The organism is Hydrogenophaga sp. 2FB, from assembly GCF_005503365.1.
Lineage (GTDB): Bacteria > Pseudomonadota > Gammaproteobacteria > Burkholderiales > Burkholderiaceae_C > Hydrogenophaga.
This window is the reverse complement of sequence record NZ_SCML01000028.1, coordinates 38,992-62,211: the sequence shown is the minus strand read 5'-3', so window position 1 is coordinate 62,211 and position 23,220 is coordinate 38,992. Positions and strand designations below refer to the sequence as shown.

The window sequence follows — 23,220 nt, the reverse complement described above, 5'->3', positions numbered from 1 at the left end:
CACTCCAAATGAAAAAGCCCTGATCTTTCGATCAGGGCTTTCTATTTGGTAGGACGTACTGGGGTCGAACCAGTGACAAACGGATTAAAAGTCCGCTGCTCTACCAACTGAGCTAACGTCCCATCAAAACTGACTTGCCTTCAACGAAGAAGGACAATGCAAACTCGATGCGGCTGGCCTGGAATTTCCAGACCCATCACCAACCAATACGGTGGTGGGGCGTGAGTGACTCGAACACTCGACCTACGGATTAAGAGTCCGCTGCTCTACCAACTGAGCTAACGCCCCAACAAGGGATTTCACGTGAACACCTAGCGAGGCTTGGGTCCGAGTCTTGTCGACTGCTGCGCGAAGCCTCAAATTATAGCGTTGTTGTTGCGGGCCTTTGAAGGCCTTTCAATTTTTTTGCATCTGCGGTGGCCAATGCGTTCATCACCCAACCCGCGGCGCTCATGCCAAACGTTGCCGTCACACTCACGGCCGAGCCATAACCGTGGCAATTCAATGAGCCATCCGTGCTGCCCTCGATCACGCAAAATGCATCGGGTGGTGCCACGGCTTCGCGGCTGAACACACAGGCCACGCCCATGCGTCCCTGGCGCGCGCCCTGGTGGTGTTTGCGCAGTTGGTAGCGCAGTTGCGCCAGCAAGGGATCGTGTGTCGTCTCTGCGAGGTCCGCCACTTCCACCGCTTGGGCCAGGCGCTTGCCGCCGGCTGCGCCCACTGTCACGAACGGTATGGCATTGGCCACGGCCCACTGGGCCAGAGCCGTTTTCGCGCGCATCTGGTCGCAGGCGTCGATCAAGGCCGAGGGCCGTTGTTCAAGGCCGGGCAATGCATCGAGCAGGCCGGGCCAGTTGTCGGGCGTGACGAACTCGTCGATCACATCCACCACGCAGGTCGGGTGGAACAGCGCGATGCGCTCGCGCATGGCCTCGGCTTTGGCCTGTCCCAACGTAGGCTCCAGCGCATGGATCTGGCGGTTGATGTTGGACTCGGACACGTGGTCCAGATCGATCAGCGTGAGCCGGCGCACGCCGCTGCGCGCCAGGGCTTCAACGGCCCACGAGCCCACACCCCCGATGCCCACCACCACCACATGCGCGTCAAAGATGCACTGCGAGCCGGTGACGCCGTAGAGCCGCCGCAGACCGCCGAAGCGGCGCTCGAAAATGTCGGACGGCAGTTCGGCGCTCACTCGCGGTCCAGCAGCCACATCTGAAAACGCAGGCTGGCGATGGCGCCGAGCACGATGCCGGTGACCGCCACCACGCTGACAAAGCTGAGCGTGGACAAGCCCGAGAGGCCCTGCCCCACGGTGCAGCCCAACGCGGTCACACCGCCCACGCCCATGAGGGCCGCGCCAGCGATGTGCAACGCGGTGTCCTGCGTGCTGCGAAAGCCTTCCCAACGGAAGCTGCCTTCGATCAACGCGCAGGCCAGTGAACCCAGCACCACGCCCGCCACGGTGACGACGCCGAAGGTGAGCACCTTGGAGGTGTCGCTGAAGAAAATGAGCCAGTCCAGTGCGTAGGCCATGGGTGCGGTGAAGGTGAGCGACTCCATGCGCCCGGTGTTGGATCCGAGGTACACCGCCTCCAGCGTTTCAGGGTGCTCGGGCACGAAGCCCAGGCGGCCACTGACCCACCACATGAGCACGATCACCAGGCCGATGCCCACCCCGGCGAACAGGTTGTTGAAGGTGCGAAACCCGCTGCCCATGAGCGCCCAGACCACCAGAGCACCACCCACCAGCAAGGCCATGCACAGCGCGGTGAGCACAGGGTCCAGACCGAAGCCGTTGGCGATCCACACGGGGATGGCGCCACCGGCGGGCACGTCGAACGCCACGGTGTCCACGGTGTTGACGCGCAGCACGCCGAACACACCACGCAAGGTGGCGAAGGCGGCCAGGCCCATCACGAAGAACACGACCACCGACTTGAGGCTGCCCGCACCGATGCGCACCAGCGTCTTGCTGCCGCAGCCCGAGGCCAGCACCATGCCGAAACCAAACAACGCACCACCGACGAGTGCCGAGAGCCACACCACGCGGCCCGTGGTGTAGATGGCCTTGCCGGGGTCGATCCAACCCAGCCAGGCCATGGCATAGAAGCCCACCATGGCCACACCCACCGCCATGCCCCACATGCGCATGCGGGTCCAGTCGCCCATGTTGACGATGTCGCTGATGGCCCCCATGGTGCAAAAATGGGTGCGTTGTGCGATGAAGCCAAAGGCCACGGCCACGGCGAAGGCAGCCCAGAGCACCTGGGTCTGCAGTTTGAGAAGGTCGGCGATTTCCATGGCCGCCATTGTAGGAGGCGGCCCATGCCCTCACGGTGCGACCCCGCTCGGGGCCGCGGTGGGATCAGCGCAAGCGAGCGAGCCGTTCGCGCCCGGCGGCCGCTGCCTCGGAGTTCGGGTAGGCCTTGACCAGTTCTTCCAGCGTGCGGCGCGACGCCTTCGGGTCCTTGAGCTCGATCTGGCTGTTGGCCATCGCCAGCATGGCCTCGGGTGTGCGCAGGTGCGTGGGGAACTCGCTCACCAGGCGCCGGTGGCTGTCCACCGCCTCCTTGTAGGCGCGGTTGGCGTACTGGGTGTTGCCCAACCAGTACAGCACCGAAGGCCGGTAGCCGCTGGCCGGATAACGCTGCAGGAAGCCATTGAACGCCGCCGACGCGGGGCCGAACTCGGACTTGCGCAGCAGCTCCATGGCGGCATCGAAGTCGCGCTTTTCGTTGGGCGCGGCGGTGAAGCTCTGGCCGTCGTGATCGATGCGCAATGGCTCGACCTTGCGCAAGCGCTCGTCAACGCCGGCCTGCACGTCCTTTTGCTGGCGCTGCAGTTCGGACACTTCGCGTGCCAGTTGCTCGTTCTGCCCACGCAGGCGTGCGAGCTCGGCGCGCAACTGATCGATCTGGTTGGAGAGGTCGAGCAGGCTGCGCCGGGTGGCGGCGTTGCTCTCGCGGGCTTCGGCGTTGGCCGCCTCGGTGGCCTTCTGGTTGGCTTCGACCTTCTGGCGCAGTTCGACGATGGCCCGGCGGGCCTCGTCGTCACCGAACAAGGCATGCGCCTGCAGGGGCCACAAGGCGGCCGCTGCCATGGCGCATGCGCCCAACAGGCTGGGGACAGAGCGCAAACGAGTGGCCATGGTGCTCAACGGTAGGTCAGTTCAACGCGGCGGTTCTTGCTGAAGGCGCTTTCGTCGAAGCCGGTTTGAGCAGGCTTTTCTTCACCGAAGCTCACGGCTTCCATTTGCGCTTCCGTCACGCCCAGCAACGCCAGAGCACGGCGCACGGCTTCAGAGCGCTTCTGGCCCAGGGCCAGGTTGTATTCGCGGCCACCGCGTTCGTCGGTGTGGCCTTCGAGGTTCACGCGGCGGGTGCGGTTGGCGTTGAGGTAGCGCGCATTGGCTTCCAGCACCGAGGCGTACTCGCCTTTCACTTCGAAGCTGTCGAAGTCGAAGTACACGATGCGGCTCATCGCGTTCGGCTGCGCGGCATCGGAACCACCCACGGACACGCCCGAGACACCACGCGGATCGACCGCGCCCGACTGGCCACCCGCGCCTGCGCCGGCCACGCCAGTGCCCGTGCGATCGACCACAGGCACATCGTCGAGCTTGACGTTGGAGCCGCACGCGGCCAGCACGGCGACCAGGCTGAGCCCGGCGACCAGGCGCATCACGCGGCTTGCAGAAGTGGGTACGGAGGTGTTGGAGTTCGACATGATGGAAGTTTCCTTTGAAGCAGAAAAAGGTTGGACGGGCTGCGTGCGGCAGAGAAAGGCCGCGCGCCGAAAAGCGTGGATCATTTGAGGAAGGGGCCCCACTCGGGCTCGCGGATGTCGCCTTGCGCGCCCGCCAGCCGGGTCTTGATGCGACCGTCCACGGTGGTGGTCATGAGCGCCTCCTGGCCGCGGTCGCGAGTGGCGTAGATGATCATGCGGCTGTTGGCCGCGAAGCTGGGGCTTTCGTCGCCGCTGGACTCGCTCAACGCGGTGACGGCGCCGCTGGCCACATCCATCACGTGCAGGCGAAAGGCGCCGTTGACCCGCGAGATGAAGGCCAGCCAACGGCCGTCGGGGCTGGGCGCGGGCGAGATGTTGTAGTTGCCGTTGAAGGTCAGGCGCTGCGCATTGCCGCCCTGCGCGCCCATGCGGTAGATCTGCGGTGAGCCACCACGGTCGCTCACGAAGTAGATGCTCTTGCCATCGGGGCTGAACACCGGTTCGGTGTCGATGCTGGCTGACTGGCTCAGGCGACGCGGGTCGCCGCCGTTGGCGTCCATCATGTAGATCTGTGCGTTGCCCGACAGCGAGAGCGTGGCCACCACCGAGCGGCCGTCCGGCGACCACGCGGGCGCGCTGTTGGAGCCCTTGAAGTTGGCGAGCAGACGGCGTTTGCCGGTGGCCACGTCGTGCGCGTAGATCACGGGCTTGCGGGCTTCGAACGACACGTAGGCCAGTTGCCCGCCGCCGGGCGCCCAACTCGGCGAGATGATGGGCTCGGGGCTGGTGAGCGCGGCCCGGGCGTTTTCGCCATCGGCGTCCGCGACCCACAGGTTGTAGCGCGTGCCGGCCTTGGTCACGTAGGCGATGCGGGTGGAGAACACGCCTTTGACGCCGGTGATTTTTTCGTAGACGTGGTCGGCGATGCGGTGGGCCGCCAGGCGCAGGTCCGTCGCGCCGACGGGATAGCTCAGGCCACCGAGGTCCTGCCCGCGCACCACGTCCCACAGGCGGAAGCGCACGTCGAAGCGGCCATCGGCCAGGCGCGTGACGCTGCCGGTGAGCAAGGTGTCGGAGCCGTTCGCGCGCCAGGGCGCGAGATCGGGGCGGGACGTTTCGTCGAGCGCGCCGGGTGCCGGGTTCACAAAGCGAAACTGGCCGCTGCGCTCCAGGTCGGCACGCACGATGGCCGCGATGTTTTCGCTCGCGGCGTCATTGCCGCGAAAGGCCACCACGGAAAACGGGAACTGGGTCAGCCCAACGCCCGCCACCTCGACCCGGAACTGTGCCTGGGCTTGTGAGGTGGGCCAAGTGAGCAAAGGAAGGGAAGAAACCAGGCCAAGAACGGATCGCCTCGGGAGCGAGACCTGCATGTCGTGTTGATTCAAATCCTGCATCCTGTGTGTGTCGCGTGTGCTTTGGGTCGCAGCACGGTTTGCGCTGCAAACAACCAACTGATAATAACGGAGGGCACTGGGCCTTCCGTGACAAGATGTGTGTCGCTGCTTGATTCCGCTCCAGCCCCAATGTTCCCCTGATTGGCACGATTTTCTGAAGCGACCTGCCCTTGACCGCATCCAACCCCTTGCACAGCCCCCCGGCCGGCACGCTCACGCAGCGCATCTTCCGGCTGTGGCCCTACTTCCGTTCGGCCAAGGCCGGCATCGCGCTGGCCGCCGTGTGCACCCTGATCGGCGCCCTGACCGAGCCGCTGATCCCGGCGCTGCTCAAGACCTTGCTGGACCGTGGCTTCGCGCAGGGCAACATCGCGCTGTGGATGGTGCCGGTGGCGCTGATGGGACTGTTCGCCATTCGCGGCCTGGCCGGCTATGTCGCGCAGTACGCGCTGTCGTACACCGCCAGCCTGGGGCTGCTGAACCTGCGCCGCGCGATGTTCGTCAAGCTCAACGACGCGCAGCTGAGCCTGTTCGCGCGGCAGAGCGCGAGCAAGCTGTCGAACACCCTGGTCTATGAGGTGCAGACCGGCTCGCAGATGCTGGTCACCGCCATCCTCACGCTCACCAAGGACAGCCTGGCCGTGATCGCACTGATGGGCTACCTGATCTACCTCAACTGGAAGCTCACGCTCATCGTGCTGCTGGTGTTTCCGGGCCTGATCGTGATCATGCGGGTGTTGTCCAAGCGCTTCTACAAGCTCACCCGCGACAGCCAGCAGGCCACCGACGCGCTGGCGTATGTGGTGGAAGAAAACGCCCTCGCCCACCGCATGGTGCGCCTGCACGGCGCGCAGGAGCGGCAATCGCTGCGCTTCGACGCGCTGAGCGTCACCCTGCGCCGCCTCGCGCTCAAGTCGACCATCGCCACGGCGGCCATGACGCCGCTCACCCAGTTGCTCGCATCGGCGGCGCTGTCGGCGGTGATTTCGGTGGCGCTGTGGCAGAGCAGCACCAGCGGCGTGACCGTGGGCAACTTCGTCGCCTTCGTCACCGCCATGCTGATGCTGATCACGCCGATCCGGCACCTGGCCGAAATTGCCGCGCCCATCACGCGCGGGCTGGCCGCGCTCGAACGCGGCCTGGAGCTCATTGAGCACACGCCCGATCAGAGCGGGGGCACGCACACCGCCGACCGTGTGAACGGGTCGATCGCGCTGCGCGATGTCTGGGTGCGCTACCCGGCCAAGGACGATGCGAGTGGGCGCCCTGTGGTGGCCCACCCCGACGACGACAGCCTGGTCGCCCTGCGCGGCGTGTCGCTCGACATCCGGCCCGGCGAGGTTGTGGCCTTCGTGGGTCCCTCGGGCTCGGGCAAGACCACCCTGGTCAACCTGCTGCCCCGCTTCGTGGAAATCGAGCGCGGCGACATCCGCCTCGATGGCGTGGCGCTGGCCGACTGGGACCTGCGCAACCTGCGCCAGCAATACGCCATGGTGAGCCAGGACGTCGTGATGTTGAACGACACCCTCGCGGCCAACGTGGCGCTGGGCGCGACCGATGACCAGATCGACGAAGCCCGCGTGCGCGCGGCACTGAAGTCGGCCAACCTGGGTGAACTGATCGAACGTTTGCCGCAGGGCATCCACAGCACGGTGGGCCACAACGCGGCCGAGCTCTCGGGCGGGCAGCGCCAACGGCTGGCGATTGCGCGCGCGATCTACAAGGACGCGCCGATCCTGATCCTGGACGAAGCCACGTCGGCCCTGGACAACGAGTCCGAGCGGCTGGTGCAGGAAGCCCTGGCGGGGCTCATGAAGGGACGGACCACCCTGGTGATTGCGCACCGGCTCTCCACGATCGAACACGCGGACCGCGTGATCGTGCTGGCCGACGGTCGCATTCGCGAACAGGGCACGCACCGGGAGTTGCTGCAGTCCGACGGGCTCTACGCGCGCCTGCATGCGCAGAGTTTCAGGCCAGAGGTGTAGTCAAAGCTCCCTCCCCCCCTGAGGGAAGGAGCAAGTCCCAAGCGCTACAACAGCACGATGTCGTACTGCTCCTGCGTCATCGAACTCTCGCTCTGCAGGGATATCGGCTTGCCGATGAAGTCGGACAAGCCGGCAAGGTGCGCCCGCTCTTCGTCCAGAAACAGCTCGATCACCTTGGCCGAGCCCACCACGCGGAACTCGCGCGGGTTGAAGGCGCGCGCCTCGCGCAGGATCTCGCGCAGGATGTCGTAGCAGACGCTGCGCGCGGTCTTCACCACGCCCCGGCCCGCGCAGGCCTCGCACGATTCGCTGAGCATGTGGGCGAGCGACTCGCGGGTGCGCTTGCGCGTCATCTCCACCAGCCCGAGCTGTGAGAATCCGCCGATCATGGTCTTCACGCGATCGCGCGCGATCTGTTTGCGGAACTCGGTGAGCACGGCGTCGCGGTGGTCGTCGCGCACCATGTCGATGAAGTCCACGATCACGATGCCGCCCAGGTTGCGCAAGCGCAACTGGCGCGCGATGGTCTGCGCAGCCTCCAGGTTGGTGCGGAACACCGTGTCGTCGAAATTGCGCGCGCCGACGAAGCCGCCGGTGTTCACGTCGACCGTGGTGAGCGCCTCGGTCTGGTCGATCACCAGGTAACCGCCCGATTTCAGGTCGACCCGGCGGCTGAGCGCGCGCACGATGTCTTCGTCGATGTTATACAGGTCGAAGATCGGCCGCTCGCCGCTGTAGTGCTGCAGCTTCTTCACTGTGTCGGGCATGAACTCGGTCGCGAAGCCGGTCAACAAGCCGTATTGCTCGCGCGAGTCGATGCGGATCGATTGCGTGTCCGCCCCCACCAGATCGCGCAGCACGCGCTGCATCAGGTTCAGGTCTTCGTGCAGCAAGGTGGCCGGCGGCTGGCGCGTGGCGGCTTCCTTGATGCGCAGCCAGGTCTTGCGCAGGTAGGCGGTGTCGTCCACCAGCTCCTCATCCGTGGCGTCTTCGGCGTTGGTGCGCAGAATGAAGCCGCCTGCGGGGCTGCCGTCGGCGGTGGCGGTCAGGCGCACCAGCCGCTGGCGCAAGGCCTCGCGCTGTGCCGGTGGAATCTTCTGCGACACGCCGATGTGGTTGTCTTGCGGCAGGAACACGAGCAGCCGCCCGGCGATGCTGATTTGCGCCGTCAGGCGCGCACCCTTGGTGCCGATCGGGTCCTTGAGCACCTGCACCATCAGGGCCTGGCCTTCGAAAATCTGGCGCTCGATCGGCAGCACCGGGTTGGGCGTGAGCACCTTGGGCGCGGTGTTGGCGGCCACAGCCACCGCGGTGGACGCATCGACATCGGGCGTGGGCGCCGGCACGATCGGTGGGCGCTCGCGCGGCGTGGCGTGCTTGGCCGCGATGTTGGGCATGAGGTCGGCCACGTGCAGGAACGCGGCGCGGTCCAGCCCGATGTCGATGAAGGCGGACTGCATGCCCGGCAGCACGCGCGAGACCTTGCCCAGGTAGATGTTGCCGACCAGGCCGCGCTCCAGCGTGCGCTCCAAGTGCACCTCCTGCACAGCCCCCTGCTCCACCACGGCCACGCGCGTTTCCTGCGGCGACCAATTGATCAGAATGTCCTGGCTCATGAAGCCCTTCTCCGTGGCGTGTACGTGTGTGTGATGTCTCAGACCAGCCGCACGCCGGCCGCGTGCAGCACCTGCGCCGTCTCGTGCGCAGGCAGGCCCATGATGCCCGAATAACTGCCGCTGATGTGGCTCACCCACAGCCCGGCACGGCCCTGTATGCCATAGGCACCGGCCTTGCCCATGGGCTCGCCGCTGTCCACGTAGCGCTTGATTTGCGCCGCGCTGAGCGGCTCGAACGTCACCCACGAGGCGGACAGCGCCGACCACACGCGGCTTCTCGGCTTGCCCACCGCCACCGCCGTGAGCACCCGGTGCCGCTGGCCCGCCAGGTCGCCCAGCATGCGCCGGGCTTCGGCCGCATCGGCCGGCTTGCCGAGGATGCGGCGGCCCAGCGCCACCGTGGTGTCGGCGCACAGCACCGGCGCGGGCGGCAGCCCACGTTGCTTCAACCGGTTCAGCGCGGCCTGCAGCTTGAGCGCGGTGACGCGTTGCACATACGCGGTGGGTGCTTCGCGTGGCATGGCGACCTCGAGCGACTCCACGTCTTCTTCCGCTCCGGGCAGCAGCAACTCGCAGCGCACGCCCCACTGCTCCAGCAACTGCTTGCGGCGCGGGCTCTGTGAAGCCAGGTAGATGAACTCGGACATGCTCACTCGCGGTGATAAGGATGGTTGGCGTTGACGGACCAGGCGCGGTAGAGCTGCTCGATCAGCAACACGCGCACCATGGCGTGCGGCAAGGTCAGGTCGGACAGGCGGATGCGCTGGTGGGCCTTGGCGCGGAAGTCGGGCTCCAGTCCGTCGGGTCCGCCGATCACCAGCGCCACGTCGTCGCCCTCCAGTTGCCACTGCTGCAGTTGCTGCGCCAGGGCCTTGGTGGTCAGGGTGGTGCCGCGCTCGTCCAGCGCGACCACACGGCTGCCGCGCGGAATGGCGGCTTCGATGCGCTCGCGTTCGGCCGCCAGCAGCGTCTCCAGGGTTTTGGAGCCGCGCGGTTCGGTCTTGACGGCTTTGAGTTCGACCCGCAGCTCGGGCGGGAAGCGTTTGGCGTAATCGTCGTAGGCGGTCTGGGCCCAGTCGGGCACCCGTTGCCCGACCGCGACGATCAGCAGCCTCATGCCTTCTTCTTGGCGGCCGGTTTGGTGGCGGTTTTCCTGGCCACAGCCGTCTTCTTGGCCGCAGGTGCCTTCTTCGCCACCGGCTTGCCCACCACGAGCTTGGCCGTGCTGGTCTTGGCGGGTGCACGCTTGGGAGCAGCCGTCTTGCTGGCGGCGCTCTTGGGCTTGGCCGCCACGGGCGCGGGTGCCTTCTTGGCCGCAGCCTTGCGCGCCACGGTCTTGGCGGACACGGGTGCCGCTTCCGGCTTTTTGGCGGCGGCCTTTTTCTTCACCGCGGGCTTGGCCGACGCCTCGGGCTTGGCCGCGCCGTGCTTCAGGCGCACCGGTGTGGCGCCCCAGATTTCTTCCAGGCGGTAGTACTGGCGGATCACGGGCTGCATCACGTGCGCCACGGCAGCGCCGCAGTCCACGATGATCCATTCGCCGTTTTCTTCGCCTTCGATGCGCGGCTTGTCAAAGCCGGCCTCGCGCACGGCGTCGCGCACGCTGGCGGCCAGGGCCTTGGTTTGTCGGTTGGAGGTGCCGCTGGCCACGATGACCCGCTCGAACAGGGGCGAGAGGTGCTCGGTGTTGAAAACCACGATGTCCTGACCCTTCACGTCCTCCAGTCCATCAACAATGGCACGCTGGAGTCGCTGGATGTCTTTTTTGGCAGTGGTTTCGCTGGTCATGTAGGAGATTGGTAAAGGTGGTGTTGTGAAATATAGCGTGCGACGGGCTCGGGCACCAGAACATCCAGCGCCGCGCCACGCTGCGCCGCTTGGCCCACGTGGGCGCGCACGGCAGTGGCGCTGATGTTTTTCAGGGGCATGTTGAGCAATTCGAACGGCAGGTCGACGCTGGAGAGGTCGGTTTCGGTGGCCTGGTCCAGCGGTGCGCCCGCGCCGATGTTGGTGGCGCGGTTGGCCACGGCCAGCGTGGCAAGGTCCAGCACTTCCTGCCAGCGCACCCAGCTCTTGAAGCTGAGCAACTGGTCGGCGCCCAGCACCAGGAACAGCTGTGCCTGCGGGTACTCGCGGTGGAGTTCGATCAAGGTGTCGGCGGTGTAGCTCGGACCATCGCGCAGTATCTCGCGCTGGTCCATCTGCACGTTCTGCAGATCGCCAAAGGCGAGCTCACACATCGCCAACCGATCGGCGGCTGGTGAGAGCACGCGCGACTTGTGCCACGCGTGGCCCGTGGGGAGGATGTGCAGCACGTCCAGCTGAAGCTGGTCGAGCGCGGTTTTGGCCAGGGCGCGGTGCGCCCAGTGCGGCGGATCGAACGCGCCGCCAAACATGCCCACCCGCCGAGGGGAATGGTTCGTTTGTGCCATCAAAGCCAGTCCTTGCGCACCAGAAACTCCTTGTACAACCGGTCTTCCGCCGTGCCCACCTTGGTCTGGCGGTTGTAGGCCCAGCTCACCAGGGGCGGCATGGACAACAGAATGGATTCGCTGCGCCCGCCCGATTGCAGGCCGAAATGGGTTCCCCGGTCCCAGACCAGGTTGAACTCGACATAGCGGCCGCGGCGGTAGAGCTGGAAGCTGCGCTCGCGCTGACCGTACGGCGTGTTCTTGCGGCGGTCGACGATGGGCAGGTAGGCGTCGAGAAACGCGTCACCCACCGAACTCATCATGGCGAAGCTGCCATCAAAGCCGAGTTCGGAAAAGTCGTCGAAGAACACGCCGCCAATGCCGCGCTGCTCGTTGCGGTGCTTCAAAAAGAAGTAGTCGTCGCACCAGGTCTTGAAGCGCGGGTACTTGTCCACGCCAAACGGGTCGAGCGCGCTCTTGCACGAGCGGTGGAAATGCACCGCGTCTTCTTCAAAGCCGTAGTACGGCGTGAGGTCCATGCCGCCGCCGAACCAGCACACCGGTTCGCCACCGGCCGGCGTGGCCGCGATCATGCGCACGTTCATGTGCACCGTGGGCACGTAGGGGTTGCGCGGATGGAACACCAGCGAAACGCCCATGGCTTCGAACGGCGCACCCGCCAGCTCGGGCCGGTGCTGCGTGGCCGAGGGCGGCAGTTGCGGGCCGCTGACGTGCGAGAAGCCACAGCCCGCGCGCTCGAACACCACGCCGTCTTCCAGAATCTGCGTGATGCCGCTGCCCTGCAGCCGCTCGCCGCTGGGCTTGGTCCAGCGGTCCACCACGAAAGACCCACCATCGACCATCGCCACCGTCGAGACGATGCGGTCCTGCAAGTCGGTGAGGTACTCGCGGACAAGGGACGTCGGGTTCTGCTGCATGCTCATGCCGTACCGCTGGAGCGGTTCCTGGACAAAGGTTGCACGGGACTGGCCCGTTCAGGATGAAAGCCGCGCACGCCTTCATAAATCGAGGCGATGCGGGCGTAGTCGGCGGCTTCGTCGCCGCTCAGGTGGATGAAGTCGGTGACCTTCACCTGCTTGCGACTGTAGTCGAGCTGCACCAGCAGCAAGGGCACGTCGGCGCGCAGCGCCACCTGGTAGAAACCGCTGCGCCAGCCCGGCATGCGCCGGCGCGTGCCTTCGGGTGTGAGGGCCAGCCACAGTGTGCGGCCAGCCAGGCGGTGTTCGGCCATCAGCGCCGCCATGTCGCCCACCACGCCGTGCGGCGTCTTGCGGTCGAGCGGAATGCCGCCCATCCAGCGCAGCCATGGCCCGAGCACCGGCACACGGAACAGCGCGTCCTTGCCCCAGAAGCGCGCCGGGAGGCCAATGGCCCACTTGGCCATCAGCAGCACGACGAAATCCCAGTTGCTGGTGTGCGGGTAGATGATGGCCACGCCCTGCAGACGGGGAAAGCCGTCGAACCGCACCTTCCAGCCAAAGCAGGCCAGCAGCCAGCGGGCGAACGCCGACCCACCAAACCAGACGGTGTGGGGTCCGGGGTAGTCGACGGTGGGGTTCAAAGCGCGCGGTATCCGATGTCGCGGCGGGCCTGCGCACCCTCGAAATGGATGGCGTCCACGACCGCATAGGCGCGCTCGCGGGCCTGGGCCACCGAACCGGCCAGCGCGGTCACGCAGAGCACGCGCCCACCGGAGACCTGCACCTCACCCGCCTTGGCTGCCGTGCCGGCGTGGAACACCATGCGGTCGGCCTCGTCGGCCGGCAGGCCGGTGATGGCGTCGCCCTTGCGCGGGCTCAGCGGGTAGCCGGCCGCGGCCATCACCACGCCCAGCGCCACGCGCGGGTCCCATTCGATGGTGGTGCGGTCCAGCTCGCCGCGTGTGGCCGCCAGCAGCACCTGCGCCAGGTTGCTGCGCAGCCGCATCATGATGGGCTGCGTTTCGGGGTCGCCCATGCGGCAGTTGAATTCCAGCGTTTTCACCTGGCCGTCGGGCGTGATCATCAGGCCCGCGTAGAGGAAGCCGGTGTACGGAATGCCATCGGCCTTCATGCCACGCAGAGTCGGCAGGATCACCTCGTTCATCGCGCGCTCGTGCACCGCGGGGGTGACCACCGGCGCGGGCGAATACGCGCCCATGCCACCGGTGTTGGGGCCCTGGTCGGCGTCGAGCAGGCGTTTGTGGTCCTGGCTAGTGGCCAGAGCCAGGGCGTGTTCGCCGTCGCACAGCACGATGAAGCTGGCTTCTTCGCCGGTGAGGAATTCCTCGATCACCACGCGCGCGCCGCCTTCGTTGTGCACCACGCCCAGGGTGTTGTCCACCAGCATGAAGTCGATCGCTTCGTGCGCTTCCTCCGCCGTCATGGCCACCACCACGCCCTTGCCGGCCGCCAGGCCGTCGGCCTTGATCACGATCGGTGCGCCTTCGGCATCCACATAGGCATGGGCCTGCGCCGGATCGGTGAAGGTCTGGTACTTCGCCGTGGGAATGCCGTGGCGCTGCATGAAGGCCTTGGAGAAGGCCTTAGAGCTTTCCAGTTGGGCAGCCGCCTGCGTCGGGCCGAAGATCGGCAGGCCATGGGCGCGGAACTCGTCCACCACACCGGCCGCCAGCGGCGCTTCCGGGCCGACCACGGTGAGTGCGATGCCCTGCGCCTGCGCCCAGGCGCGCAGCGCGGTTTTTTCGGTGATGTCCAGGTTCGTCAGCACCGGGTCGCGCGCGGTGCCGGCATTGCCGGGCGCCACGAAGACCTGCTGCACACCTTCGGCCTGCGCCAGTTTCCAGGCCAGGGCATGTTCGCGGCCACCGCCGCCAATAACCAATACGTTCATCGGGTCAGACCTTTATTCGCCGATCTCGGCGTTGTGGAACACGTCCTGCACGTCGTCCAGGTCTTCCAGTACATCCAGCAGCTTCTGCATGCGGGCGGCGTCGTCGCCCGCCAGTTCGATGGTGTTCTCGGCGCGCATGGTGACCTCGGCCACCTCGGGCTTGAGGCCGGCGGCCTCCAGCGCGTTCTTCACGGCTTCGAATTCGGTGGGCGGGGTCAACACTTCGATCGCGCCATCGTCGTGGCTGATCACGTCGTCGGCGCCCGCCTCCAGCGCGATCTCCATCACCTTGTCCTCGGAGGTGCCGGGCGCGAAGATCAGCTGGCCACAGTGCTTGAACTGGAAGGCCACCGAACCGTCGGTGCCCAGGTTGCCGCCGTATTTGCTGAAAGCGTGGCGCACCTCGGCCACGGTGCGCACGCGGTTGTCGGTCATGGTGTCGACGATCACGGCCGCGCCGCCGATGCCATAGCCTTCGTAGCGGATTTCCTCCAGCGCCTGGCCTTCCAGGTTGCCGGAGGCCTTGTCGACGTTGTATTTGATGCGGTCGGCCGGCATGTTGGCCGCCTTGGCCTTCTCGATCGCCAGCCGCAGGCGCGGGTTCATGCCCGGATCGCCGCCACCCTGGCGCGCCGCCACGGAGATTTCACGGATCACGCGCGTCCAGATCTTCCCGCGCTTTTCGTCCTGCCGACCTTTGCGGTGCTGAATGTTGGCCCATTTGCTGTGTCCAGCCATCGAGTCGGTTCCTTGTACCTGTTGGGGGAAAAGGAGTCGATTTTACGTTTCACCGGCCGCCGGACCTTGGGCGGCTGGCCCGGAGCGGATCGGTGGGCGGCGTCATTCCGGATCGCAGTCGCGTTCGGGCGATTGCAATCGGGGGAGCGAATTCAACAACGCCGGCCACTCGGGAAGGAACAGGGCCGCTGAGCGCGGCTTTCAAACCTGCTGCGGTCGTTCTGGAGAGTCGAACGCCGCGACCGTCTCCGGCATGGGTATTTCATGGTGCAATGCGGTCTGACTTCTTCAAACCCGTATCGAGGAACCCATGGCCGACCCCCTGCTGATTGCCCGGAACGACAAAGTCGAAACCCATCTTCTGCCCGGCCTGGCCAACCGCCATGGGCTGATCACCGGCGCCACCGGCACGGGCAAGACCGTGACGCTGCAAACACTGGCAGAGCAGTTTTCCCGTATCGGCGTGCCGGTGTTCATGGCCGATGTGAAGGGCGACCTCAGCGGCATCAGCCAGCCGGGCAGCTTTGGCGAGAAGATGACCCAGGTGCTGAAGGACCGTGGCATCGCCTTGCCCGCGCCTCAGGCCTGTCCCACCGCCGTGTGGGACGTGTTCGGCGAACTCGGCCACCCGATCCGCGCCACCATCAGTGACATGGGCCCCCTGCTGCTCGCGCGCATGCTGAACCTGAACGACACCCAGGCTGGCGTGCTCAACCTGGTGTTCAAGATCGCCGACGACAACGGCCTGCTGCTGCTGGACATGAAAGACCTGCGGGCCATGCTGCAGCACATTGGCGACAACGCCAAGCAGTTCACCACCGAGTACGGCAATATCAGCGCGGCCAGCATCGGCGCGATCCAGCGCGGGTTGATGCAGGTGGAACAGCAAGGCGGCGACCAGTTCTTTGGCGAGCCCATGCTCGACATCAGCGACTTCATGCAGACCGTCGACGGCAAGGGTGTGATCAACATCCTGGCGGCCGACAAGCTCATGAACGCGCCTCGCCTGTACGCCACCTTCCTGCTCTGGATGCTGTCGGAGCTGTTCGAAACCTTGCCCGAGATCGGCGACCCGGAGAAGCCCAAGCTGGTGTTCTTCTTCGACGAAGCCCACCTGTTGTTCAACGAAGCGCCCAAGGTGCTGATCGAACGCATTGAACTGGTGGTGCGGCTGGTGCGCTCCAAAGGTGTGGGGGTGTATTTCGTGACGCAGAACCCCTTGGACATCCCCGACAGCATCTTGGGCCAGCTGGGCAACCGCGTGCAGCACGCGCTGCGCGCCTTCACCCCGCGCGATCAGAAGGCCGTGAAGTCCACCGCGCAAACCATGCGGCCCAAGGCGGGCCTGGACATCGAAGCCGCCATCACCGAACTGGCGGTGGGCGAAGCGCTGGTGAGCCTGCTGGACGCCAAAGGCCGGCCCTGCGAAACCGAGCGCGTGTTCGTGCTGCCACCGGGCAGCCAGCTCGGTCCCATCACCCCCCAGCAGCGCGAGCAGTTGCGCCGCGACTCGCTGGTGGCCGGTGTGTACGAAAAGACGGTGGACCGCGAAAGTGCCTACGAAATATTCGCCGGCCGTGCGGGCCAGCGCGGCGACGAGGCACAGGCCGAAGCCCAGCAACCGGCTGCGACCAAAACACCGCGCATTCCAGGTGGCGCCCAGCAGCAGGCGCCGGCCGAGAGCGGTGGCATCGGTGGCATGGTGAACGAAGCGCTGTTCGGCCGCACCGGCCCGCGCGGCGGCCAATACGACGGCCTGGTGCAAACCATGGCCAAGACAGCGGCACGCAGCGTGGCCAGTGGCCTGGGCCGCCAGCTCGTGCGCGGCATCCTGGGCGGCTTGCTCGGCGGCAAGAGGCGCTGAGGCCGAACACCGTCACACGGGCGCAGCAGCCCCAGACCCCGAGCGCCCTAAACGAGACGCCCAAGACAAAAGGCCCGGGATCACCGGGCCTTTTTGTGGGGCAGCGTGGAACCGGGTCAGCCTGCCGTGGCTTCCTCGGGCTTGGCCTTGCCTTCCTTCTTGGGCAGCGGCTGGATGTCGAGCTTGACCTCTTGCACCTCTTTGCCAGCCTCGTCCGTCTTGGTCTCGATATCCACCGTGAGGCGCCCACCTTCGGTCAGGCGGCCAAACAGCAGCTCGTCGGCCAGTGCACGGCGGATCGTGTCCTGGATCAGGCGCTGCATCGGGCGTGCGCCCATGAGCGGATCGAAGCCCTTCTTCGCCAGGTGCTTGCGCAGCCCGTCGGTGAAGGTAACTTCCACCTTCTTCTCGGCCAGTTGCGTCTCCAGCTGGAGCAGGAACTTGTCGACCACGCGCATGATGATGTTTTCATCGAGCGCTTTGAAGCTCACGGTGGCGTCCAGGCGGTTGCGGAACTCGGGCGTGAACAGGCGCTTGATGTCGGCCATCTCGTCGCCCGCTTCGCGCGGGTTGGTGAAGCCGATCGTCGCCTTGTTCATGGTCTCGGCACCCGCGTTCGTCGTCATGATGATGATGACGTTGCGGAAGTCGGCCTTGCGTCCGTTGTTGTCCGTCAGCGTGCCATGGTCCATGACCTGCAGCAGCACGTTGAAGATGTCCGGGTGCGCCTTCTCGATTTCGTCGAGCAGCAACACGCAGTGCGGCTTCTTGGTGACGGCTTCGGTCAACAGACCGCCCTGGTCAAAGCCCACGTAGCCCGGAGGCGCACCGATCAGACGGCTCACCGCATGGCGTTCCATGTACTCGGACATGTCGAAGCGCAGCAGGTCGATGCCCATGATGTACGCCAGCTGCTTGGCGGCTTCGGTCTTGCCGACGCCGGTGGGGCCGCTGAACAGGAAGGCGCCGATCGGCTTGTCGGCCCGGCCCAGACCGGAGCGCGCCATCTTGACCGACGCCGCCAGCACTTCGAGCGCCTTGTCCTGGCCGAACACCACGCTCTTGAGGTCGCGCTCCAGCGTCTGCAGCTTGCTGCGGTCGTCGTTGGAGACGTTGGCCGGCGGAATGCGGGCGATCTTGGCCACAATCTCTTCGACCTCGGCCTTGCTGATGGTTTTCTTGCGCTTGGACACCGGCAGGATGCGCTGGGCAGCACCGGCCTCGTCGATCACGTCAATCGCCTTGTCGGGCAGGTGGCGGTCGTTGATGTACTTGGCGCTGAGTTCTGCAGCAGCCTGCAGGGCGGCCACGGCGTATTTCACGCCATGGTGTTCCTCGAAGCGCGACTTCAGGCCCTTGAGGATGTCCACGGTTTCCTGCACGGTCGGTTCGACCACGTCCACCTTCTGGAAGCGGCGGCTGAGCGCAGCGTCTTTTTCGAAGATGCCACGGTACTCGGTGAAGGTGGTCGCGCCGATGCACTTGAGCTGGCCGCTGGAGAGCGCCGGCTTGAGCAGATTGGACGCGTCCAGCGTGCCGCCCGAGGCCGCGCCGGCTCCGATGAGCGTGTGGATTTCGTCAATGAACAGGATCGCGTTGGGCTTGTCCTTGAGCGACTTGAGCACGCCTTTGAGACGCTGTTCGAAATCGCCGCGGTACTTGGTGCCGGCCAGCAGCGCGCCCATGTCGAGCGAGTACACGTGGGACTCGGCCAGGATTTCCGGCACTTCGCCTTGCGTGATGCGCCAAGCCAGGCCTTCGGCGATCGCGGTCTTGCCTACGCCGGCTTCACCTACCAGCAGCGGGTTGTTCTTGCGGCGGCGGCACAGGATCTGGATGACGCGCTCGACCTCGTACTCGCGGCCGATCAGCGGGTCGATCTTGCCGTCCTTGGCCATCTGGTTGAGGTTCTGGGTGAACTGCTCCAGGGGCGAGGCCTTCTCGTTGCCCTTGGCTTCGCCGGCTTCCTCGTTCTCGGCCGCGCTTTCGCCCGACTTGGTGGGCTCGGGCGGGTCGCTCTTGCGGATGCCGTGGGCGATGAAGTTCACCACGTCCAGGCGCGTCACGCCTTGCTGGTGCAGGTAGTAGACAGCGTGCGAGTCCTTCTCGCCGAAGATGGCCACCAGCACGTTGGCGCCGGTGACTTCCTTCTTGCCGTTGCCGGTCGACTGCACATGCATGATGGCGCGCTGGATGACGCGCTGGAAACCCAGCGTGGGCTGGGTGTCGACCTCGTCGGTGCCCGCCACTTGCGGGGTGTTGTCCTTGATGAAGTTGGTCAAGGATTTGCGCAGATCGTCAATGTTGGCCGAGCAGGCGCGCAACACCTCGGCTGCGCTGGGGTTGTCCAGCAGCGCGAGCAACAGGTGCTCGACCGTGATGAATTCGTGCCGCTGTTGCCGGGCCTCAACAAAGGCCATATGCAAGCTGACTTCAAGTTCCTGGGCAATCATGGTGCACGTCCTTTGGGCTTGGGTGTTCGATGGGCAATCGTCTGATATCGAAAAAGAGAGACTGGTGCTCAGATGGGGTGGACTCGGATTTATTCAACGGGTTCACTCAGACATTGCAAAGGGTGGCCCGCCGCGCGGGCCGCCTGAAGGACTTGATCGACCTTGGTGCTCGCGACGTCGCGCGAATACACCCCACATATGCCTTTTCCCTCCAGGTGAATCTTGAGCATGATCTGGGTCGCGGTTTCGCGGTCCTTGCTGAAAAACTCCTGAATGACGTGCACGACGAACTCCATCGGCGTGAAATCGTCGTTGAGCAGCACGACCTGAAACATTTGCGGCGGCTGGGTGCGCTGGGTACGGCGCTCCAATACCACCGCGTCGTCGTTGCCTGTGGGCGGGGAGACGACCGGGTCGGGCGGTTTTTTCGGGTTCTGGGTGGCCATGAAAATGATTCTAGCGGTGCGCATTGCACCGCCTCTTCGTGCGGGAATGCCAAGGGCTGCCATCGGCCCGAAACTGCATGGCGGTCGGGTCGTTGCAAAGAGAGGCAACTGACTGGGTCCATGCCTCATTGTGGAGCGAAAGGCAACACGAAAACCGAGAAGTTGCACGGCGTTCGTGCACTTATTCTGATCGCATGGAAGATCAAAATGAAGCGGGCAGCGGTCCCCTGTCGCGCAGCGCCGCCACCGCATCTGCCGCGATCCGTTGCACCCGTTCGCGCGCACCGATGACGGCGTCGATGCGTCCCACGCCTTTGCCCGCGTAGAACGCCATCGCTTCAAAGTCGCCGGTCATGGAGCGCAACGGCGAGTCGGTGCTGAACAGGTAGATCGGCCTGCCCGCCTCTTCCCCGATCACGGTCCGGCGGCCATCGAACGGGTCGCCGTGCTCGCCGAGCGTGACGCTGTTGCGCAGCACCCGCACCCGCGCATGGGGCGGCCAGTTGATGTGGAAGGCGTCGGTCAGCGTCGTACCGTCCGCGCCGGCCTCCACGATCCGTTGCTTGTGAACACCGTGCGCGAAGGACTCGTGCGTGGCGATCATGGCCGTGCCCAGCACCGCACCCTGGGCACCGAGGGTCATGATGTTGGCCACGTCGGCCCCCTCCGACAGGCCACCGGCGGCCAGCACCGGTACGCGCGCGGCGGCCAGCACCTCGGGCAGCAGCACCAGGAGCGGTTCAAGCCCGCGCACATGCCCGCCCGCCTCGCGGCCCTGCACGATCAGCACCTGCGCGCCCGCCGTCTCGGCCTCGCGCGCTTCCTGAACCGACCCCACCTGGCACACCACGACGACGCCGGCCTCCCGCAGCCGCCGCACCACGTCGGCGGACAGCGCCCAGAACAGGCACACCACCGGCACCCGCAGTTCGATGCAGGCATCAATCTGGGCATTGAGCAGGTCCGGAGCGGTCGCCGCCGGGATCAGGTTCACGCCGAATTTGCGCTCGGTACACGCCCTGACCTTTCTCACCTCCTCCCGGATCAGCGCCACGGGCTCCCGGACCATGCCGAGGAAACCGAACCCACCGGCCCCGGTCACCGCGCCGACCAGCTCCGAGCGGGCCACACCGCCCATGCCCGCCAGCACCAGGGGGATTTCGCAGCCGAGCAGGTCGCAGACCGGGCGTCGCAGCACTTGAACGGCGTCTTGTCCACAAGCCGACGAATGGTTATTCTGAATAAAACCACTAAATTTGCTGTCAACCATGGATATCGCCCTCGCCCGTACGTTTCTGGAAGTCGCCGCCACGGGCAGTTTCGTGGCGGCGGCGGATCGGCTTTCCCTGACGCAGACCGCCATCAGCGCACGCATCCGCACGCTGGAAGAGCAGTTGGGCCGCCCGCTGTTTGTGCGCAACAAGGCCGGCGCGCGCCTGACGCCCGCGGGCACGCGCTTCGTGCGCTACGCCACCTCGATGGTTCAGCTGTGGGAGCGCGCGCAGCAGCAGGTGGCCTTGCCGCCCGGTCGGGAAGAGCGCGTCAGCGTGGGTGGCGAACTCAGCCTTTGGCGGCCTTTGATGGCGGACTGGCTGATCTGGATGCGCCTCGAATGCCCGGACATCGCACTGCGTGCCGAAGTCGATAGCACCGCCCGGCTGGTCGACGGCGTGCAGGAAGGCGCGCTCGATCTCGCCGTGGTCTACAACCCGCCCCAGCGAACAGGGCTGGTGAGCGAATTGCTCGTCGAGGAAAAGCTGGTGATGGTCACCACCTCTCCCGACGCGAAGGTGCTCCACGACCAATACGTCTATGTCGACTGGGGCCCCAGTTTCGCGAGCAACCACGAGGCCGCGTTCGCGGAACTGAGCAATGCGCCGGTCTCCATCTCGTTGGGCCCTCTGGCGCTGACCTATCTGCTCACCGTGGGCGGCACCGGGTACTTTCGCATCGGCTCGACACGCCTCCTCCTGGAGGCGGGGCAGTTGAAGCAGGTGGAAGGCGCACCCGAGTTCTCCCATTCGGCGTTTGCGGTGTATGCCCGGCAACGCGAGAACGAGACGCTGGCGCGCGCAAGGGACGGCCTGCGGCAGATTGCGGCGCGGGGGTAGCCCGCTCACATCATCGGCGCCCACTCTTCCTCGATCAGGCGGCGGTCCTCCACCGCCAGCACACCGGGAATGTTCTCGGCGGCAACGCGGGCCGCGCGGATGTCCGACTGTGAATGCGCCATGCCGACATAGATCACCACCCCGTTCTGCACGAAGATGCTCGACACGTGGTCGGACCACCAGGCTTGCTGCCGGAGCTCGGCCACCAAGCGCGTGCGGATGGCGTCGTCATCGGTCTTCACCGGCGACCCGTTCGCCGCGCACGTGCTCGCGGCCAGCGCGCGCACCAGATCGGCCCGCGTGACCAGCCCGACCAGTTGCGCCCCGCGCAGCACCGGCACACGCCGGATGTGCCGCTTCTCGAAGATCCGGGCGATCTCCGACAGTGGCGTGTCTTCGTGCACCGCCACCACTTCAGGGTTCATCACATCGCGCACGCGCGCGCCGTGCGTCTTCACGTAGACATCCGGCCCGGGCTCTGCGCCCAGCAGCCGGTTCCACCAGGTTTTCTTGTCCATCGCCTGGGTGCCGATTTCGTGCCGGTGCACCAGGTCGCCACCCCCCAGCACACCGACGACGCGCGCCCCGTCCACCACCAGCACGCCACTGATGCGGTTCTTCAACAAGATGTCGACCACCTCCTGCAACGGCGTGTCGGGCAGGACGGTGATCGCGGGTGACGACATCACGTCTTTGGCTTTCATGGCGAACTCCTTTCAACGAGGGTTTTCACCGATCTTGCGCACCGATTTGCAACAAGTAAAACGATATTTATTGCCAGATAAACGCAAAACATTTGCAGTTATTGGGCGTGCGATGGCGGATATTGGCGTCCTATGAAGCTGCACATCGTCTCGGACCTGCACCTGGGCTTCAGCGACATGGTCCCACCGAGTACCGACGCCGACGTGGTGGTGCTCGCGGGCGACATCGCACGGCCGCAAGAGGCCGTGGCCTGGGCGCAGGGCTTCCCCATGCCCGTGCTTTGCGTGCTCGGCAACCACGAGTTCTATGGCGGCAGCATCGACGGCACCGCGCAGGCATTCCAGCGCCTGTGCGAGGGCACCCACATCCAGTTGCTGGACCGCCGCAGCGTCGTCATCGGCGGCGTTCGATTTCTCGGCGCCACGCTGTGGACGGATTTCGAACTCTTCGGTGACGCAGACCAGCGCACGGCGGCCATGACCGACGCGCTGCGCATGATGCGCGACTTCTCCCGCATACGCCGCCACCAGGCAGGCGATGCGCTGTTCACGCCACAGGACTCGATGGAACTCTTCAAGCGCGATGCGCAATGGCTCGCCGACACGCTGGCAACACCGCACGATGGCCCCACCGTCGTGATCACCCACCATGCGCCCTCGCCCCGGAGCATCCACCCCCGATTCGCCGACTCGCTGCTCAACACCTGCTTCGTGTCCGACGCGGAACACCTCCTGGACGGCAGCCGCGTGCAGCTGTGGATGCACGGGCACACGCACGACAGCTTCGACTACCAGGTCAAGGGCACGCGCGTGGTCTGCAACCCGCGCGGGTACGCCCGCCACGGCGTGAACGAGAACGCGCTGTTCCAGCCGGACCTGGTCATCGATGTGCCCGCCCCGCCCTGAC

At 65.8% G+C, this 23,220-nt stretch carries 21 protein-coding genes, 2 tRNA genes and 1 pseudogene; 4 read left to right on the top strand and 20 right to left on the bottom strand.

Translation table 11 applies throughout. The features are described from left to right. Positions 1 to 46 precede the first annotated feature (46 nt). The 7 genes from FFS09_RS17300 to tolB all read right to left on the bottom strand — a co-directional run bounded on the left by FFS09_RS17300 (position 47) and on the right by tolB (position 5,105). Positions 47 to 122: transfer RNA gene (locus tag FFS09_RS17300), tRNA-Lys, on the bottom strand. Between the two features lie 90 nt (positions 123 to 212). After that, positions 213 to 288 (bottom strand) — tRNA-Lys (locus FFS09_RS17295). Positions 289 to 361: 73 nt separating this feature from the next. After that, a complete protein-coding gene (locus tag FFS09_RS17290; protein ID WP_171020080.1) occupies positions 362 to 1,198 on the bottom strand; it encodes a tRNA threonylcarbamoyladenosine dehydratase in 837 nt (278 codons plus the stop codon). Continuing rightward, a complete protein-coding gene (locus FFS09_RS17285) occupies positions 1,195 to 2,307 on the bottom strand; it encodes a YeeE/YedE family protein (protein ID WP_137920140.1) in 1,113 nt (370 codons plus the stop codon). Before FFS09_RS17285 ends, FFS09_RS17290 begins: the two co-directional genes overlap by 4 nt. Positions 2,308 to 2,371: 64 nt before the next feature. Next, entirely contained in the window at positions 2,372 to 3,154 is a 783-nt protein-coding gene (gene ybgF / locus FFS09_RS17280; RefSeq protein ID WP_137920139.1) for a tol-pal system protein YbgF, read from the bottom strand. A 5-nt stretch (positions 3,155 to 3,159) separates the two neighbouring features. Further along, positions 3,160 to 3,732 carry a peptidoglycan-associated lipoprotein Pal gene (gene pal / locus FFS09_RS17275; RefSeq protein ID WP_502703740.1) on the bottom strand — a complete coding sequence of 191 codons (573 nt, stop codon included), beginning with the start codon at positions 3,730 to 3,732 and terminating at the stop codon, positions 3,160 to 3,162. A gap of 80 nt (positions 3,733 to 3,812) precedes the next feature. Beyond that, complete coding sequence (tolB, locus tag FFS09_RS17270; RefSeq protein ID WP_137920138.1) at positions 3,813 to 5,105, bottom strand: Tol-Pal system beta propeller repeat protein TolB; 1,293 nt, start codon at positions 5,103 to 5,105, stop codon at positions 3,813 to 3,815. 194 nt (positions 5,106 to 5,299) lie between these two features. On the opposite strand from tolB, the gene msbA reads away from it, so the two are divergent. Next, the gene (gene msbA, locus FFS09_RS17265; RefSeq protein WP_137920137.1) at positions 5,300 to 7,117 is read left to right on the top strand and encodes a lipid A export permease/ATP-binding protein MsbA; all 1,818 of its coding nucleotides are present in this window, start codon (positions 5,300 to 5,302) and stop codon (positions 7,115 to 7,117) included. A 44-nt stretch (positions 7,118 to 7,161) separates the two neighbouring features. Here the strand turns inward: msbA and FFS09_RS17260 are convergent, their stop codons facing one another. The 9 genes from FFS09_RS17260 to FFS09_RS17220 are packed head-to-tail and all read right to left on the bottom strand — an operon-like array spanning position 7,162 to position 14,735. Then, positions 7,162 to 8,733 carry an Rne/Rng family ribonuclease gene (locus FFS09_RS17260; protein WP_137920136.1) on the bottom strand — a complete coding sequence of 524 codons (1,572 nt, stop codon included), beginning with the start codon at positions 8,731 to 8,733 and terminating at the stop codon, positions 7,162 to 7,164. Between the two features lie 38 nt (positions 8,734 to 8,771). Continuing rightward, positions 8,772 to 9,380 (bottom strand): Maf family protein, encoded by a 609-nt coding sequence (locus tag FFS09_RS17255; RefSeq protein WP_137920135.1) that lies wholly within the window; start codon positions 9,378 to 9,380, stop codon positions 8,772 to 8,774. A 2-nt stretch (positions 9,381 to 9,382) separates the two neighbouring features. Then, positions 9,383 to 9,850 (bottom strand): 23S rRNA (pseudouridine(1915)-N(3))-methyltransferase RlmH, encoded by a 468-nt coding sequence (rlmH, locus tag FFS09_RS17250; RefSeq protein WP_137920134.1) that lies wholly within the window; start codon positions 9,848 to 9,850, stop codon positions 9,383 to 9,385. Next, positions 9,847 to 10,521, bottom strand: coding sequence for a ribosome silencing factor (rsfS, locus tag FFS09_RS17245; protein WP_137920133.1), 675 nt, complete (start codon positions 10,519 to 10,521; stop codon positions 9,847 to 9,849). The genes rlmH and rsfS overlap by 4 nt, the downstream gene beginning before the upstream one ends. Next, a complete protein-coding gene (nadD, locus tag FFS09_RS17240; RefSeq protein WP_137920132.1) occupies positions 10,518 to 11,165 on the bottom strand; it encodes a nicotinate (nicotinamide) nucleotide adenylyltransferase in 648 nt (215 codons plus the stop codon). Before nadD ends, rsfS begins: the two co-directional genes overlap by 4 nt. Beyond that, positions 11,165 to 12,082, bottom strand: a complete 918-nt coding sequence (gene hemF / locus FFS09_RS17235) for an oxygen-dependent coproporphyrinogen oxidase (RefSeq protein ID WP_502703741.1) — start codon at positions 12,080 to 12,082, stop codon at positions 11,165 to 11,167. Before hemF ends, nadD begins: the two co-directional genes overlap by 1 nt. A gap of 2 nt (positions 12,083 to 12,084) precedes the next feature. Beyond that, complete coding sequence (locus tag FFS09_RS17230) at positions 12,085 to 12,726, bottom strand: 1-acyl-sn-glycerol-3-phosphate acyltransferase (RefSeq protein WP_137920130.1); 642 nt, start codon at positions 12,724 to 12,726, stop codon at positions 12,085 to 12,087. Continuing rightward, complete coding sequence (purD, locus tag FFS09_RS17225; protein WP_137920129.1) at positions 12,723 to 13,997, bottom strand: phosphoribosylamine--glycine ligase; 1,275 nt, start codon at positions 13,995 to 13,997, stop codon at positions 12,723 to 12,725. The genes FFS09_RS17230 and purD overlap by 4 nt, the downstream gene beginning before the upstream one ends. Positions 13,998 to 14,009: 12 nt before the next feature. Next, positions 14,010 to 14,735: a YebC/PmpR family DNA-binding transcriptional regulator gene (locus FFS09_RS17220; protein ID WP_137920128.1), complete on the bottom strand. Its 726-nt coding sequence runs from the start codon at positions 14,733 to 14,735 to the stop codon at positions 14,010 to 14,012. A 310-nt stretch (positions 14,736 to 15,045) separates the two neighbouring features. On the opposite strand from FFS09_RS17220, the gene FFS09_RS17215 reads away from it, so the two are divergent. Then, the gene (locus FFS09_RS17215) at positions 15,046 to 16,599 is read left to right on the top strand and encodes a helicase HerA-like C-terminal domain-containing protein (RefSeq protein WP_137920127.1); all 1,554 of its coding nucleotides are present in this window, start codon (positions 15,046 to 15,048) and stop codon (positions 16,597 to 16,599) included. Between the two features lie 116 nt (positions 16,600 to 16,715). Here FFS09_RS17215 and clpA read toward each other — a convergent pair whose 3' ends face one another. From clpA to FFS09_RS17200, 3 genes and pseudogenes are all read right to left on the bottom strand, one after another. Further along, complete coding sequence (gene clpA / locus FFS09_RS17210) at positions 16,716 to 19,052, bottom strand: ATP-dependent Clp protease ATP-binding subunit ClpA (protein ID WP_137920126.1); 2,337 nt, start codon at positions 19,050 to 19,052, stop codon at positions 16,716 to 16,718. Between the two features lie 89 nt (positions 19,053 to 19,141). After that, positions 19,142 to 19,498 carry an ATP-dependent Clp protease adapter ClpS gene (gene clpS, locus FFS09_RS17205; protein ID WP_171020079.1) on the bottom strand — a complete coding sequence of 119 codons (357 nt, stop codon included), beginning with the start codon at positions 19,496 to 19,498 and terminating at the stop codon, positions 19,142 to 19,144. A 223-nt stretch (positions 19,499 to 19,721) separates the two neighbouring features. Beyond that, positions 19,722 to 20,873 (bottom strand): annotated as a pseudogene (locus tag FFS09_RS17200) (NAD(P)H-dependent flavin oxidoreductase); the annotation flags it as partial. On the opposite strand from FFS09_RS17200, the gene FFS09_RS17195 reads away from it, so the two are divergent. Continuing rightward, positions 20,767 to 21,609 carry a LysR family transcriptional regulator gene (locus tag FFS09_RS17195; protein ID WP_137920123.1) on the top strand — a complete coding sequence of 281 codons (843 nt, stop codon included), beginning with the start codon at positions 20,767 to 20,769 and terminating at the stop codon, positions 21,607 to 21,609. The pseudogene FFS09_RS17200 and the gene FFS09_RS17195 overlap by 107 nt on opposite strands. 5 nt (positions 21,610 to 21,614) lie before the next feature. Here FFS09_RS17195 and FFS09_RS17190 read toward each other — a convergent pair whose 3' ends face one another. Beyond that, a complete protein-coding gene (locus tag FFS09_RS17190; RefSeq protein WP_137920122.1) occupies positions 21,615 to 22,313 on the bottom strand; it encodes a CBS domain-containing protein in 699 nt (232 codons plus the stop codon). A 132-nt stretch (positions 22,314 to 22,445) separates the two neighbouring features. Between FFS09_RS17190 and FFS09_RS17185 the strand changes: the two genes are divergently transcribed. After that, a complete protein-coding gene (locus tag FFS09_RS17185) occupies positions 22,446 to 23,219 on the top strand; it encodes a metallophosphoesterase (RefSeq protein WP_137920121.1) in 774 nt (257 codons plus the stop codon). Position 23,220 lies beyond the last annotated feature (1 nt).

What these genes read in the sequence shown, in the direction of transcription:
- FFS09_RS17285 (WP_137920140.1), bottom strand. Translation starts at nt 2,307, where the DNA reads ATGGAAATCGCCGACCTTCTCAAACTGCAGACCCAGGTGCTCTGGGCT.
- ybgF (WP_137920139.1), bottom strand. Translation starts at nt 3,154, where the DNA reads ATGGCCACTCGTTTGCGCTCTGTCCCCAGCCTGTTGGGCGCATGCGCC.
- pal (WP_502703740.1), bottom strand. Translation starts at nt 3,732, where the DNA reads ATGTCGAACTCCAACACCTCCGTACCCACTTCTGCAAGCCGCGTGATG.
- tolB (WP_137920138.1), bottom strand. Translation starts at nt 5,105, where the DNA reads ATGCAGGTCTCGCTCCCGAGGCGATCCGTTCTTGGCCTGGTTTCTTCC.
- FFS09_RS17260 (WP_137920136.1), bottom strand. Translation starts at nt 8,733, where the DNA reads ATGAGCCAGGACATTCTGATCAATTGGTCGCCGCAGGAAACGCGCGTG.
- FFS09_RS17255 (WP_137920135.1), bottom strand. Translation starts at nt 9,380, where the DNA reads ATGTCCGAGTTCATCTACCTGGCTTCACAGAGCCCGCGCCGCAAGCAG.
- rlmH (WP_137920134.1), bottom strand. Translation starts at nt 9,850, where the DNA reads ATGAGGCTGCTGATCGTCGCGGTCGGGCAACGGGTGCCCGACTGGGCC.
- rsfS (WP_137920133.1), bottom strand. Translation starts at nt 10,521, where the DNA reads ATGACCAGCGAAACCACTGCCAAAAAAGACATCCAGCGACTCCAGCGT.
- nadD (WP_137920132.1), bottom strand. Translation starts at nt 11,165, where the DNA reads ATGGCACAAACGAACCATTCCCCTCGGCGGGTGGGCATGTTTGGCGGC.
- hemF (WP_502703741.1), bottom strand. Translation starts at nt 12,082, where the DNA reads ATGCAGCAGAACCCGACGTCCCTTGTCCGCGAGTACCTCACCGACTTG.
- purD (WP_137920129.1), bottom strand. Translation starts at nt 13,997, where the DNA reads ATGAACGTATTGGTTATTGGCGGCGGTGGCCGCGAACATGCCCTGGCC.
- FFS09_RS17220 (WP_137920128.1), bottom strand. Translation starts at nt 14,735, where the DNA reads ATGGCTGGACACAGCAAATGGGCCAACATTCAGCACCGCAAAGGTCGG.
- FFS09_RS17215 (WP_137920127.1), top strand. Translation starts at nt 15,046, where the DNA reads ATGGCCGACCCCCTGCTGATTGCCCGGAACGACAAAGTCGAAACCCAT.
- clpA (WP_137920126.1), bottom strand. Translation starts at nt 19,052, where the DNA reads ATGATTGCCCAGGAACTTGAAGTCAGCTTGCATATGGCCTTTGTTGAG.
- clpS (WP_171020079.1), bottom strand. Translation starts at nt 19,498, where the DNA reads ATGGCCACCCAGAACCCGAAAAAACCGCCCGACCCGGTCGTCTCCCCG.
- FFS09_RS17195 (WP_137920123.1), top strand. Translation starts at nt 20,767, where the DNA reads ATGGATATCGCCCTCGCCCGTACGTTTCTGGAAGTCGCCGCCACGGGC.
- FFS09_RS17190 (WP_137920122.1), bottom strand. Translation starts at nt 22,313, where the DNA reads ATGAAAGCCAAAGACGTGATGTCGTCACCCGCGATCACCGTCCTGCCC.
- FFS09_RS17185 (WP_137920121.1), top strand. Translation starts at nt 22,446, where the DNA reads ATGAAGCTGCACATCGTCTCGGACCTGCACCTGGGCTTCAGCGACATG.